This window comes from Piscinibacter sp. XHJ-5 (genome assembly GCF_029855045.1).
Taxonomy (GTDB): Bacteria; Pseudomonadota; Gammaproteobacteria; order Burkholderiales; family Burkholderiaceae_C; genus Albitalea.
In genome coordinates, this window is record NZ_CP123228.1 from 4,178,860 (window position 1) to 4,192,030 (window position 13,171).

The window sequence follows — 13,171 nt, forward strand, 5'->3', positions numbered from 1 at the left end:
CCCCCGTGGACGCTGAAGTATTGGAACGTTCCAACGAAAACGCAAGGAACCGCGCCACGTTCTGAGGGGAAACCCGGATGCAAGAAAGTCACGCTCCCTTTCCCGCTTGCGGGACAGGGCTGGAGGGCGCCGCGCGAGAGCCTGCCTCGCTAGCCGTAGAACACGCGCACCAGCCACAGCGCCATCCCCGGAAAGAACAGCAGCGCCAGGGTGCGCAGGAAGTCGCTGGCAAGGAATGGAATCACGCCCTTGTACGTCTCGTTCATCGACACGTCCTTCGCGATGCTGTTGACCACGTAGACGTTCAGGCCCACCGGTGGGGCGATGAGGCCGATGCCGACGGTCATCAGCACGAGGATCCCGAACCAGATGGCCTTCATCTCGGGCGCCAGGCCCCACAGGTCGAGCGCCATGACGGTCGGGAAGATGACCGGGATGGTGAGCAGCAGCATGGACAGCTCGTCCATCACGCAGCCCAGCACGACGTAGAACAGCAGGATGCAGCCGACGATGGCCAGCGGCGCGACCTGCAGGTGGCTCACCCAGTCGGCCAGGCGCGCGGGCATCTGCGTCAGCGCCAGCGCCGAGTTCATCATGTCGGCGCCGAGGAAGATCATGAACACCATCGCCGACGTTTCCGCCGTGCCGTAGAAGCTGCGCTTGATGCGCTGCAGGTCGAGCTCGCGCTGCGCCACGCCGGCGACGAAGGTGCCGATGGCGCCGACCGCCGCGCCTTCGGTCGGCGAGAACACGCCGCCGTAGATGCCGCCGAACACGACGAGGAAGATGATGACGATGGGCCACACGCCGAGCAACGTGCGCAAGCGCTGTCCCCACGGCAGCGGCTCGCTCGGCGTCGCCAGCTGCGGCCGCACGCGGCAGTACAGCGCGATCACGATCACATAGCCTGCGGTCGCGATGAGGCCGGGCAGCATCGCGGCGGCGAACAGCTTGGCGATGTTCTGTTCGGTGAGGATGGCATAGACCACCAGCGGGACCGATGGCGGGATGAGGATGCCCAGCGTGCCGCCCGTGGCCAGCGCGGCGGTGGACAGCCGGCCGTGGTAGCCGTGCGCCTTCATCTCCGGGTAGGCGACCTGGGTGATCGTGGCCGAGGTCGCCACCGATGAACCGCAGACCGCGCCGAACGCCGCCGCCGACAGGATGGCGGCCATGCCGAGACCGCCGCGGATGTGGCCGACGAAGGCGGCGGCGGCCTTGAACAGCGCCCGGCTCAGTCCTCCCTGCGTGGCGAACTGCCCCATCAGCAGGAACAGCGGGATCACGCTCAGGTCGTAGACCGTGAGGCGCGCCACCGCGGAGCCCTTCAGCGTGTTGAGCAGCGCGATGTCGTTGGTCATCGCCCAGTAGCCGACCGCGCCCGGGATGAACATGGCGGCGGCGATCGGCACGCGGATCGCCATCAGCACCAGCATGGCGCTGAACATCACGATGCCCACGACGGCACCGTTCACGGCAGCAGCTCCGGATGCGGCGCGCGGCCCTGCAGGTGCAGCTTGACCTGCACCAGCGCGATGACCGAGGTCAGCGCCAGCCCCGGCGCGAGCACCGCGTAGGTGATCCACATCGGCAGGCCGAGGATCATCGTCGTCTCGAACGCGTCGCGCACCGACAGGGCGCCGACGGCGGTGCGCCAGGCCAGCACGCCGACCATGGCCGACAGCAGCAGCGCGCCGAAGGCATCGAGACGGCGCCGCGTGGTCTCCCCGGCCTTCTGCGTGAAGAAGTCGACGATGATGTTGCTGCCGTGCAGCTGCGCCCACGGCAGGCACAGCGCGATGCACAGCGCGATGCCGAACTGCGTGAGCTCCACGTCGCCCGGGATGGGCCGCGACAGCAACGCGCGGGCGCTCACGCTGCTGACGGTGAGCAGCGCCACCGTGCAGGCGACCAGGCAACCGACGATCGCGAACAGCGCCGCCAGGCGGCGCAACAGCGGCGGCATGGTCAGCGCGCCCCCGTCACTTCTTGTATTTCGCCAGCAGGTCCTGCGCGTCCTTCAGCATCTGCTTGCCGGGCAGGCCGCGCTTGTCCATGTCGGCCACCCATTCGTCGTACAGCGGATGCGATGCCTTGATCCAGTTGTCGACCTCGGCTGCCGGCAGGCGGTAGAACACATTGCCGCGATCCACGGCGGGCTTGCGGCCCGCGGCCTGGCTTTCGTCCCAGACCTTGCCGGCCGTGGCCGACAGTGGCGCACCGCTGTTCTTGTCGATGACGGCCTTCAGGTCGGCGGGCAGGCTGTCGTACTTGCCCTGGTTCATCGCGATGATGAAGGTGGCGGTGTACAGCGCCGGGCGCGACGTGTCGGTCTCGGTGTGGAACTTCACCATCTCGTGCAGCTTGACCGAAGGAATGATCTCCCACGGCAGCACGAAGCCGTCGATGGTGCCCTTGCTGACGGCATCGGCGACCGCCGGCAGCGGCATGCCCACCGGCGCCGCGCCCAGCGAGGCGAGCAGCTTGTTGGTCTGGCGCGTCGGCGCGCGAAGCTTCATGCCCTTCACGTCGGCCAGCGTCTTGATCTGCTTGTCGCGCGTGTGCAGGAAGCCCGCATCGTGCATGGCGAACATCAGCGGATGCAGGCCCGGAAACTCCTTGGTCGCGTACTTGGTGTAGAAGTCCCAGGCGGCCTTGGAGCCGACTTCGGCGGTGGTGTTCATGAACGGCAGCTCGAACACTTCCATGATCGGGAAGCGCCCGGCCGTGTACCCCGGCAGCGTGAAGACGATGTCGACCACGCCGTCGCGCGCCTGGTCGACGAGCTGGGCGGGCGTGCCGCCGAGCTGCATGGCCGGGAAGATCTGGCACTTCATCTTGTTGTTGGAATCGGCGGCGATCTTGTCGCACCACGGCTGCAGGATCTTCGTGGGCGGCATCGCGGCCGGCGGCCAGAAGTGGTGGACCTTCAAGGTCACGTCCTGCGCGGCCGCGCCGAGCGAGAAGGCCGCGGCACCGGCAGCGGCCAGCAGCTTGATTCGGTTCTTCATCGTCTTGTCTCCGGGAAGAAAAGCGCACTTATCGTAGGTCTGCGTCGACGCGCCCAGCTACAGGGTTGACGACAGGGTTCGCGCGGGCAGTACGGTTGCCGCACAGTCTCCGAAACCGATGCGGCGGCGCCCCGCGCGCTCGCAGAAGCCGCGCAGGATCACGGTGTCGCCGTCCTGCAGGAACGTTCGCGTCTCGCCGTTGGACAGCGTGATCGACTGCTTGCCGCCCTGCGTCAGCTCGAGCAGCGAACCGCCCTGCCCCGGCTGCGGCCCCGACTGCGTGCCGCTGCCCAGCAGGTCGGCGGTCCGCAGGTTGCAGCCGTTGCTCGAGTGATGCGCCACCAGTTGCGCAAGCGTCCAGTAGGCATCGCGGAAGTTCGACTGCATGAGGCGCACGGCAGCCTCGCCGCGCTCGCGCATGCCGGCGGTCTGCAGCCACACCTCGAGCGCGATGTCGAGCGCGCCCTGCGTTCGGTTGGCTTCGCTGTCCAGGTAGGGAAGCGGCGCTGGATCGCCGGCCGGTCGCTCGAAGGGCGCGCGAAACGGCGCCAGCGCTTCCATCGTGACGACCCACGGCGACAGCGTGCTTGCGAAGTTCTTCGACAGGAAAGGCCCGAGCGGCTGGTATTCCCAGGACTGCACGTCGCGCGCCGTCCAGTCGTTGAGCAGCATCACGCCGAACAGATGCGCCTCGGCGTTGGCCATCGTGATCGGCTCGCCGAGCTCGTTGCCGGGCCCGATCAGCGCGCCCAGCTCCAGCTCGTAATCCAGGCGCGCCGTGGGCGCAAAGCGAGGCTCGGGGGCATCGCCCTTGAGCTGACCCATCGGCCGGTGGAAGGCATGCCCGCTGGCGCACAGCGAGGAGCTGCGGCCGTGGTAGCCGATCGGCACGTACTTGTAGTTGGGAAGCAGCGGGTTGTCGGGCCGGAACAGCTTTCCGACCGTCGTGGCATGGTGGATGCCGGTGTAGAAGTCGGTGTAGTCGCCGACCTCGCAGGGCAGCGTCATCACGGCCTGCGCTTGCGGCACCAGGCAGTCGACGAGCACCGGCTGCCAGGAGCTGCCTTCGCGCAGCGCCAGCGAGAGCTGGCGGCGCAGCGCCGCCCTGGCCTGCGCGCCGAGCGCCATGAAGCCGCTCAGCGAGCCCTGCGCCAGCGGCAGCAGGCGCTCCTTCTCCGCGTCGGTCCAGCCCGGCTTGTCGCAGGCGAGCGTCAGGTCGAGGATGCGATCGCCGATGGCCACGCCGACGTGCCATGGCTCGAGACTGCCCGCGCGGCGGAAGCGGCCGAACGGCAGGTTCTGGATGGGGAAGTCGCAACCGGGTTCGTTGGCCGAGGCGACCCAGCTCAGCAGGGCCTGGTCGTGGGTGTCGTCGAGGCTGTTCATCGGAAGTTGTCCTTCAGACCGCGCCAGCAATCGGCGTACGTGCTGTCCAGGGCGCCGCACTGCATGGCGAACGCGGTGGGGTGGAAACGCCAGCGGCTCTCGAACATGAACGCCAGCGTGTCGTCGAGCTTGTGCGGCGCGAGCTCGCCGCCCGAGGCTTTCTCGAAGGCCTCGGCATCGGGCCCGTGCGGCACCATGGAGTTGTGCAGGCTCATGCCGCCGGGCTTGAAGCCCTCGGGCTTGGCGTCGTACTGGCCGTGCACCAGTCCCATGAACTCGCTCATCACGTTGCGGTGGTACCAGGGCGGACGGAAGGTGTCCTCGGCCACCAGCCAGCGCGGGGGGAAGATCACGAAGTCGCAGTTCGCCGTTCCCGGCGTGTCCGACGGCGAAGTGAGCACGGTGAAGATCGACGGATCCGGGTGATCGAAGCTGATCGAGCCGATCGTCATGAAGTTCGCCGTGTCGTACTTGAACGGCGCGAGGTTGCCGTGCCAGGCGACGACGTTGAAAGGCGAGCCCTCGGCTCGAGCCACCCACAGCGCGCCGCCGGCCTTGCGCAGCATGCGCCACGGCCGGGCCGCGTCGTCGAACGCGGCCACCGGCGCGAGAAAGTCGCGCGGATTGGCCAGTCCGTTGCTGCCGATGGGTCCGAGCTCGGGCAGCCTGAACGGCGCGCCGTAGTTCTCGCAGACGTAGCCCCGCGACGGACCATGGACCGCGACGCTGAACGCCATGCCGCGCGGCAGCAGGGCAATCTCGCCGGGCGCGACGGCAAGCACGCCGAGCTCCGTGGTGACCGTCAGCCGGCCCTGCTGCGGCACGATCAGCATCTCTGCGTCGGCGTTGACGAAGGCGCTGTCGGTCATCGACCGATTCACGAGGTACAGGTGCGCGGCCATGCCGGTCTGCGCCTCGGCATCGCCGTTGACGACCATCGTCCGCAGGCCGTCGATGAAGTCGAGCGGGGTCTCGGGAATGTCCACCGGATTCCAGCGCAGCGGATTCGGCGGCACGGGAACGCCATCCTTCGCGCCGGTCTTCCAGTGCGGCTGCGCGAAAGGCTCGTAGGCGCCGCACAGCACCGAGGGGCGCCGCCGGTACAGCCAGGTGCGCAGGTTCTCGGCGCGCGGCGCGGTGAAGGCAGTGCCCGAGAGCAGTTCGGCATACAGGCCGCGCGCCACGCGTTGCGGGCTGTTGCGTCCCTTGGGCAGCGTGCCGGGCACGGCCTCGCTCTCGAACTGATTGGCGAAGCCGGACTGGTAGCGCAGGGTGTCGGATGCAGTCATCGTGTATGTCTCTCCTGATTTTTCAGTCGACCTTGATCCCCGCGTCGCGGATCAGGCGGCCCCAGCGCTCGCGCTCGCTGCGGGCATAGCTCGCCATTTGAGCCGGCGTGCCGGGTGTCGGTTCGACGCCCAGCGCCGAAAGCCGCGCCTTCACCGCCGTGGACTCGAGCGCGGCGACCAGCGACCTGTTCAGCAGCGCCACCGTGTCGGCCGGCGTGCCGGCGCGCACCACCAGCCCTTGCCAAGCGTAGGCCTCGAAGCCGGCCAACCCCTGCTCGGCGAGGGTCGGTACCCCGGACATGGTGCTCACGCGCTGCGGGCTGGCCACGCCGATCGCGCGCAGCTTGCCGCTGGTCACATGCTGCCAGCCGCTCGCGGTGTCGACGAACATGAATGGCACCTGCTGCCCCATCACGTCCTGCAGCGCCGGCGCGGCGCCGCGGTACGGCACATGCTGCAGCTTGAGGCCGCTGCGCTCGCGCAGCAGCTCCGTCGCGAGGTGGTGCGGGCTGCCGGCGCCGGGGCTCGCGTACGGCGTTGCCTGCCCCTGCGAGCGCGCCCAGGCGAGAAACTCCTGCAGGTTCTTCGCCGGCACGTTGGGCGCCACCACCAGCAGCAGCGGAAAGCGCACCATCAGCCCGACCGGGGCGAAGTCCTTCTCGGCGTCATAGCTCAGCTTGGAATACAGAAAGGGATTGGCGGCCAGTGTCGCGAAATCGGCGGTGAACATCAGGTTCGCGGGGTCCTTCGCATGCGCGACGTAGTCGGCCGCGATGTTGGTGCCGGCGCCGGGCTTGTTGTTCACGATCACGGTCTGGTTCAGCGACTTGCTCATCGCCTCGGCCAGCGTGCGCGCCACCACGTCGGAGCCGCCGCCGGCGGCGTAGCCGACGACCCATTCCATCGGCTTGTCGACCGCCGCGGCAGGCGTTGCGAGGGAAGTCAGGGACAGCAGGGCAGCCGCGCAGAACGCGCGGCGGGACAACGTCATCGTCGGCATGGGGTCCTTTCGGGAAGAGGTCAATTCAGTCGTGACGGCCGCCGGCGCGCGCCAGCGCCAGTGCCTGTTTCAGCACCTCGAGCGAGCCGATGTGGTTGGCCAGCAGCAGCACCAGGCGCGCATTCAGCGCATGGCTGTCGGCGGTGCTCAGGTCGCGGTGGGTGTCGATCAGCGCTTCGTAGAAGTCATCGGGCGATTCGAGGTGCGGGTCGGTGATGAGCATGGCGTGCCTTTCAACGCTGGCCGCAGGCGCGCGCCAGCGCGGCGCGCACCGCAGCCTCGGTGGGCGCGCGCCAGCGCGCGGCCACGTGCAGGTCGGGTCGGATGAGGTAGGCGGTGCCCGGGCGGGCGTCGTAGCGTTCGGCGGCAAGGCCCTCGGCGCCGACGCACAGCGTCTTCAGCGGAAGCTCGCGGGTCCAGGCCGGCGCCGCGCCGAACACCAGCAGCGTGAAGTCGCGCCCGAGCTTGCGCAGCAGCCATGCGCCCTCGAGCGGCGCATCGGCAGCCGCCGCGCCGGGCACCATGCGGCCGTCGAAGGGATCGGCATCGGGCGTATTGAGCGGCGAGTCGCGCAACACCGCCGGGACCGACAGGCGCCCGCTGTTGACCAGCCTGCGCGCAAAGGCGTGCTCGCGCGAGAGATCGAGCACCGCGTCGCGGAACAGGCGGCTGACCTCGCTCTTCGGCGTGATGAAGTCGGTGGCGCGGGTGCTGTTGAGGATGTTCTCGTCGGCCGCGAACTCGCGCTCGCTGGCATAGCTGTCGAGCAGCGCATCCGGCGCCTCGCCGCGGCTCACGAGCGCGAGCTTCCATGCGAGGTTCTCGGCGTCCTGCACGCCGGAGTTGGCCCCGCGCGCGCCGAACGGCGACACGCCGTGCGCCGCGTCGCCGGCGAACAGCACGCGCCCATGCCGAAAGCGCTCCATGCGCAGGCAGGCGAAGGTGTACACGCTGGCCCACACGATCTCCACCTCATGGCGGCCCGCACCGATGCTGTCGAGCACCGCGCGCACCCTCGGCAGGATGCGCTCGGGCTGCTTCTCGGCCTCGGGATCGGCGCCCCAGCCCAGCTGGAAATCGAGGCGCCACACGCCGTCGGCCTGCTTGTGCAGCAGCACGCTCTGGCCCGGATGGAACGGCGGGTCGAACCAGAAGCGCCGCTCGCAGGGCAGGTCGACGCCGGCGATGCGCACGTCGGCGATCAGGAAGCGGTCACGGAAGCTGCGGCCCTTCGATTCGAGGCCCATCGCGGCGCGCAGCGGTGAACGCGCGCCGTCGCACGCCACCACATGACCGGCCTTCACGCGGTACGGGCCATCGGGGGTGTCGACCGCGAGCGTGACGGCGTCGGCGCCGGGCTCGATCCCGACCACGTTGTTGCGCCAGCGGATCTCGAGTTGCGGCAGCCCCTGTGCGCGCTCGAGCAGGAAACCTTCGACGTAGTACTGCTGAAGGTTGATGAAGGCCGGGCGCTCATGACCCGGCTCGGGCAGCAGGTCGAACTGGTAGACCTCCTCGTCGCCGAAGTACACCCGGCCGAGCTTCCACGACACGCCCTTGTCGATCATCGGCTCGCAGCACCCGAGTCGATCGAAGATCTCCAGCGTGCGCTTGGCGAAGCAGATCGCCCGCGAGCCGGTCGACAGCCGGTGGTCGTTGTCGAGCAGCAGCACGGGAACGCCGCGCTGCGCCAGGTCGGTGGCCAGGCTGAGGCCCACCGGACCGGCACCGACCACGATCACCGGATGCCGGGCAGGCTGCTCAGCGCGCTGGTCGGGCGAGGGCTTGTATTCGAACTCGAGCGACTGATAGTCCATGTCACGAACCGTTCAGATGGTGGGCTGTTTCCCTCAGCCGGGCGGTTGACACCTCGGGCTGAACGGATCTCCTGCAGCAGATGCGAACGCGCTCAGGATTCCAGCTGCTCCCACATCGCCTTGTCGCGCTCCGCCGTCCAGATGCGCGGATCGCGGTATTGCGTGGCCTCGTCCATCGCACGCGTCACGTCGAAGGGCATGCAGTGGTCGTAGATCACCCACTGCCCGTACTTCGGCTTGAGCGCCGCGTGGGTGTCCTTGTAGACCGCCCGCAGGTCCTTGCCTGCCGCCACGCCGGCCTTGACGCTGGCGTACAGGTCGCTCACGAAGGCGCGCGTGCCGGCCAGGCCCCGCTCCACCATCTGAGGGCTGGTGAGCGCGGCCCCGCGACCGGGCACCAGCTTCTCGGGCGCGAGTGCCGCGATGTTGTCAAGCGTGCGGGGCCAGTCCTCGAAGTAGGCGTCGCCGGCGTACGGCGTGGCATCGAACTCGACGAGGTCGCCGCTGAAGAGGATCTTCTGCCGCGGCAGCCAGGCGACGGTGTCGCCCTTGGTGTGGCCGCGCCCCAGCTGCATCAGCCGCACTTCCAGGGTGCCCAGCCAGACCGTCATCTCGCCCTTGAACGTGAGGGTCGGCCAGGTGAGCCCCGGAATGGTCTCGACCGCGCGAAACAGGCGCGGAAAGCGCTCGATCTCGCTCTTCATGTCCTGCGCGCCTCGCTCGACGATGAGGTCGCGGGTGTCCTGGCTGGCGATGATCTCCTGCGGCCGGTAGGCGCTGGCGCCGAGCACGCGCACCGCGTGGTAATGGCTCATCACCACGTACTTGATCGGCTTGTCGGTCACTTCGCGGATGCGCCGGATGACGTCTTCGGCCATCACCGGTGTGGCCTGGGTGTCGATCACCATCACCGCATCGTCGCCGACGATGACGCCGGTGTTGGGATCGCCCTCGGCGGTGTAGGCATAGGCGTTGTCGGACAGCTTGGTGAAGCTGACCTGCTTTTCCTGCAGGTCGGCCTGGCTGGCGAATGCTTTGCTCATCTGGGTCTCCAGTTCGCTATTCCCGAAATCGTTCGTCATTGCTGAATGGGGTTGATCTTAGTCAAGTTGTTCGTTAATGTCTAACTCATTCGTTTACGTACAAACACCTAAGCCATGCCTTCCCGTCCAAAGATCGACGATGAACCCGTCCCTGTCGAGGACGCGGCCGAGCGCGGCCAGCGCGGCATCCAGAGCGTGGAAGTGGGCGGGCAGCTGCTGCTCGCGCTGGTGCACACCGGGCGGCCGATGGCGCTGAAAGACCTCGCGCGCGATGCCGGCATGTCGCCGGCGAAGGCGCATCCCTACCTCGTGAGCTTCGGCAAGCTGGGCCTCATCGCGCAGGACGAAGGCTCTGGGCGCTACGGCCTGGGGCCGCTCGCGCTGCAGCTGGGGCTGATCAGCCTCCAGCAGTTCGATCCCGTCCGGCTGGCCACGCCGGTGCTGCGCGAGCTGGCGCAGGAGTTGCGCCTGACCATGGCCGTGGCCGTGTGGGGCAATCGCGGGGCGACCATCGTGCGCATCGAGGAGGCGCCCACCGCCGTGCACGTGAACATGCGCCACGGCACGGTGATGAGCTTGCGCGGCACGGCCTCGGGCATGCTGTTCGCGTCGCATCTGCCGCGCGAGCGGGTGCTGGCGGCGCTGGCCGACGAGCAGGCCGCCGAGCTGCGACAGAAGGGACAGCCGGTGCCATCGCGCCTGAAGCCGGCTGTGGATGCGCAACTCGAGTCCGCCTGGGAGCAGATCCGCCGCGCAGGCGTCAGCCGCATCACGGACGGCACCGTCGCCGGCGTCAGCGCGATGGCGGCGCCGGTGTTCGACGATGGCGGCGAGATGGTGCTCAGCCTGACGGCGATCGGGCCGTCGGCGATCTTCGACGTGCGGTGGGATGGCACCGTCGCCAATGCCTTGCGGCGCAGCGCGAAGGCCCTGTCGAAGTTGCTCGGCGCGCCCTGATCACGACGCTGCGAGGAACGCGGACACGGTCTGCGCGAACGCCTGCGGCACCTCCGCCACGCTGAGGTGCGATGCGTCGTCGAACACCTCGAGCCTCGCTCCGGGGATGCGATCGGCGATCACCTGCGCCATCGCGGGCGTGGCGCCCGCATCGAGCGCGCCGGCGATCACCAGCGTCGGGCAGCGCACCGCCGGCAGCGAATCGGTCCAGTCGACGGCGGCCACGGCGCGGCAGCTGGCGGCGTAGCCGGCGGGATCGCTGCGCAGCAGCTGCGCGCGCAAGGCGTGCGCCGCTTCGGGATGCTGCGCCCGGAAGCCCGCATGCACGTAGCGCTCGACCACCATGTCGGCCACCGCGGCCATGCCGCCCGCCTCGACGGCCTCGATGCGCTGCGCCCACACGGCAGCGGCGGCCTCCGGATAGCGCGATGTCGTGTTGGCCAGCACCAGCGCCTTCACCAGCTCCGGATGGCGGATCGCCAGGCCCTGCCCCACCATGCCGCCCATCGACAGCCCGATGAAGACGACAGGACCGCGACCCCATTCGCGGATGAGCCGCGCCGCATCGGCGACGAGCTGCTCCATCGTGTAGGGACCGGCAGGCACGGCCGAACCGCCGTGGCCTCGATGGTCATAGCGCGCCACCTCGTGCGTCGCGGCGAGGCCGGCCGCCAGTCCGTCCCACATGGTCAGGTCCAGGCCCAGGGCATGGCTGAGCACGACTGGCGCGCCCTGCCCTTGAACGCAGACCCGCAGCTGCGGCTCGCTGAAGGTGTGGTGCGTGGCCGCGCGGCTGGCGCTCGACAGCGGCTGCGGCGGCGGCACGCGGCCGGCCTCGCGCAGGATGTCCATCGTGATCTTGAACGCGGTGTTGGCTGCCGGCACGCCGCAGTAGATGGCGCCCTGCATCAGCGCTTCCTTGATCTTGTCGAGCGGCACGCCGCCCTCGATGGCGGCGCGGCAATGCAGCTCGAACTCCTCCCAGCGCGCCAGGCCCATCGTCATGCCCAGCACCAGAAGCCGCCGCGTCGTGTGGTCGAGCCCGGGGCGGCCCCAGATGTCGTGCCACGCATAGCGCGTGATCAGGCTCTGGAACTCGGCGTTGAAGGCATTGGCGTTGTTCAGCGACCTGTCGACCCAGGCGTCGCCGAGCACCGCACGGCGGTTCTTCACGCCGCGATCGAAATCGTCTTGTTGGGACATGGGAGTGGCTTTCTCGAGGGATGTCGGTTTCAGGTGGCAGCGCCGGCCTCGGCGCTCCACGCCGTCCACGGCGGGTGTTCGCGCAGCGCGAGTGCGGCATCGGCCAACGCGGCCAGCTGCGGCCGCGCGACCTCGATCGCACGCTGTGCCGCACGCGCGGGATCGAAAAGCGCGCTCACCTCATCGGCGCTCAGCTGCCCGCTCAACGCATCGTCGCTGCGCAGCGCCGCCAGTGTCACCTCGCGCAGGTGCCCGCCGCTGGCCACCGTCTGCTGCGACAGCTGCTCGAGCAGCGCGTGAGCGCGCGCCTTGCCGATCCGCTGCGCGAGGCGCATGGACACCGCTTCGGCGAAGACCAGGCCCTGCAGCGCATCGATGTTGCGCAGCATGCGCGGCGCGTCCACCTGCAGCGCGCCCGCGACGTCGGCCAGGGACTTCAGCGCGCCGTGGGCGGCCACGTGCAGGCCGACCGTCTCGGCCAGCTCGGCCTGCCAGTTGCCGAGCCCGCGTTCGTGCTCCTGCGTCATGGCAGCCAGCAGCGCCGACACCCGATGCGGCGCGCGCATCGCGCCGGCCAGCGCAAGCATGGCCGCCACCGGATTGCGCTTGTGCGGCATTGCCGACGAGCCGCCGCGGCCGCTGCCGGCAGGCTCTGCGAGCTCGCCGACCTCGCCCTGCGCCATCAGCGAGATGTCCCTGGCGATCTTGCCCAGCGAGCCGGTGAGCACGCCGATCTCGCAGGCCAGCGCGGCCATCTCGTCGCGCTGCGTGTGCCAGGCGCCCGGAGGCAGCGCCAGCTCCAGCAGCTCGGCGAGACGGCGCGCGACCGCGTCGGCCTTGTCGCCCATCACCGCCAGCGTGCCGACCGCACCGCCGAGTTGCAGGCGCAGCGCCGCCCTTCCCGCGTTGCGCAGGCGCTGCTGGCCGCGCACCAGCGGGGCGATCCAGCCGACGAGCTTGAAGCCCAGGCTCACCACCTGGGCCGGCTGCAGCAGCGTGCGGCCCAGCACCGGCGCGTCGCCGTGCCGCTGGGCGAGCTCGAGCAGCGCGGCGATCAAGGTGCACAGATCGCGGTCCATCAGCGCGAGCGACCGGCGCGTCACCATGACGAGCGCGGTGTCGATGACGTCCTGGCTGGTGCTGCCCCAGTGCACATAGCCGGCGGCCTCGGCATCGAACAGTCCGACGGTCTCGGTGAGCTTCTTGACCAGCGGGATCGCCAGGCTGCCGGCCCGGCCGCTGGCCGCGACGATGGCCGGCACGTCGAACAGCTCTGCCTTGCACACGCCCGCGATCGCCGCCGCCGCACGCGCGGGAATGACACCCTCGTCGGCCTGTGCATGCGCGAGCGCGGCTTCGAAGTCGAGCATGGCCTGCACGACGGCCGTCTCGCTGAAGGTCGCGATCGCCTCGGCGGTGGAGAGAAAGCTTTCGAACACCAACGCGGACATGCCAACCTCGTGGA

Annotated in this window: 12 protein-coding genes; 1 reads left to right on the forward strand and 11 read right to left on the reverse strand. The window is 69.3% G+C overall.

Translation table 11 applies throughout. The annotated features are described in order from the left end of the window. Window positions 1-149 precede the first annotated feature (149 nt). The 9 genes from P7V53_RS19705 to P7V53_RS19745 all read right to left on the reverse strand — a co-directional run bounded on the left by P7V53_RS19705 (window position 150) and on the right by P7V53_RS19745 (window position 9,546). Window positions 150-1,475, reverse strand: coding sequence for a TRAP transporter large permease (locus P7V53_RS19705; RefSeq protein ID WP_280151213.1), 1,326 nt, complete (start codon window positions 1,473-1,475; stop codon window positions 150-152). Next, the gene (locus tag P7V53_RS19710; protein WP_280151214.1) at window positions 1,472-1,966 is read right to left on the reverse strand and encodes a TRAP transporter small permease; all 495 of its coding nucleotides are present in this window, start codon (window positions 1,964-1,966) and stop codon (window positions 1,472-1,474) included. Before P7V53_RS19710 ends, P7V53_RS19705 begins: the two co-directional genes overlap by 4 nt. Window positions 1,967-1,982: 16 nt before the next feature. Further along, the gene (locus P7V53_RS19715) at window positions 1,983-3,011 is read right to left on the reverse strand and encodes a TRAP transporter substrate-binding protein (RefSeq protein WP_280151215.1); all 1,029 of its coding nucleotides are present in this window, start codon (window positions 3,009-3,011) and stop codon (window positions 1,983-1,985) included. Window positions 3,012-3,068: 57 nt separating this feature from the next. Next, window positions 3,069-4,397, reverse strand: a complete 1,329-nt coding sequence (gene fahA / locus P7V53_RS19720; protein ID WP_280151216.1) for a fumarylacetoacetase — start codon at window positions 4,395-4,397, stop codon at window positions 3,069-3,071. Further along, window positions 4,394-5,686, reverse strand: a complete 1,293-nt coding sequence (gene hmgA, locus P7V53_RS19725; RefSeq protein ID WP_280151217.1) for a homogentisate 1,2-dioxygenase — start codon at window positions 5,684-5,686, stop codon at window positions 4,394-4,396. The genes fahA and hmgA overlap by 4 nt, the downstream gene beginning before the upstream one ends. Window positions 5,687-5,708: 22 nt before the next feature. Then, the gene (locus P7V53_RS19730) at window positions 5,709-6,686 is read right to left on the reverse strand and encodes a tripartite tricarboxylate transporter substrate binding protein (protein WP_280151218.1); all 978 of its coding nucleotides are present in this window, start codon (window positions 6,684-6,686) and stop codon (window positions 5,709-5,711) included. Window positions 6,687-6,711: 25 nt separating this feature from the next. Beyond that, the gene (locus P7V53_RS19735; protein WP_280151219.1) at window positions 6,712-6,909 is read right to left on the reverse strand and encodes a DUF2783 domain-containing protein; all 198 of its coding nucleotides are present in this window, start codon (window positions 6,907-6,909) and stop codon (window positions 6,712-6,714) included. A gap of 10 nt (window positions 6,910-6,919) precedes the next feature. Beyond that, the gene (locus P7V53_RS19740) at window positions 6,920-8,503 is read right to left on the reverse strand and encodes an FAD-dependent oxidoreductase (RefSeq protein ID WP_280151220.1); all 1,584 of its coding nucleotides are present in this window, start codon (window positions 8,501-8,503) and stop codon (window positions 6,920-6,922) included. 92 nt (window positions 8,504-8,595) lie between these two features. Beyond that, complete coding sequence (locus P7V53_RS19745) at window positions 8,596-9,546, reverse strand: MBL fold metallo-hydrolase (RefSeq protein ID WP_280151221.1); 951 nt, start codon at window positions 9,544-9,546, stop codon at window positions 8,596-8,598. Window positions 9,547-9,660: 114 nt separating this feature from the next. Here P7V53_RS19745 and P7V53_RS19750 point away from each other — a divergent pair, with 114 nt between their 5' ends. Then, a complete protein-coding gene (locus tag P7V53_RS19750) occupies window positions 9,661-10,503 on the forward strand; it encodes an IclR family transcriptional regulator (protein WP_280151222.1) in 843 nt (280 codons plus the stop codon). Here P7V53_RS19750 and P7V53_RS19755 read toward each other — a convergent pair whose 3' ends face one another. Next, window positions 10,504-11,706 carry an alpha/beta fold hydrolase gene (locus P7V53_RS19755; RefSeq protein ID WP_280151223.1) on the reverse strand — a complete coding sequence of 401 codons (1,203 nt, stop codon included), beginning with the start codon at window positions 11,704-11,706 and terminating at the stop codon, window positions 10,504-10,506. Between the two features lie 29 nt (window positions 11,707-11,735). Beyond that, on the reverse strand, window positions 11,736-13,157 hold the full coding sequence (gene pcaB / locus P7V53_RS19760) for a 3-carboxy-cis,cis-muconate cycloisomerase (protein WP_280151224.1): 1,422 nt from the start codon (window positions 13,155-13,157) through the stop codon (window positions 11,736-11,738). Window positions 13,158-13,171 lie beyond the last annotated feature (14 nt).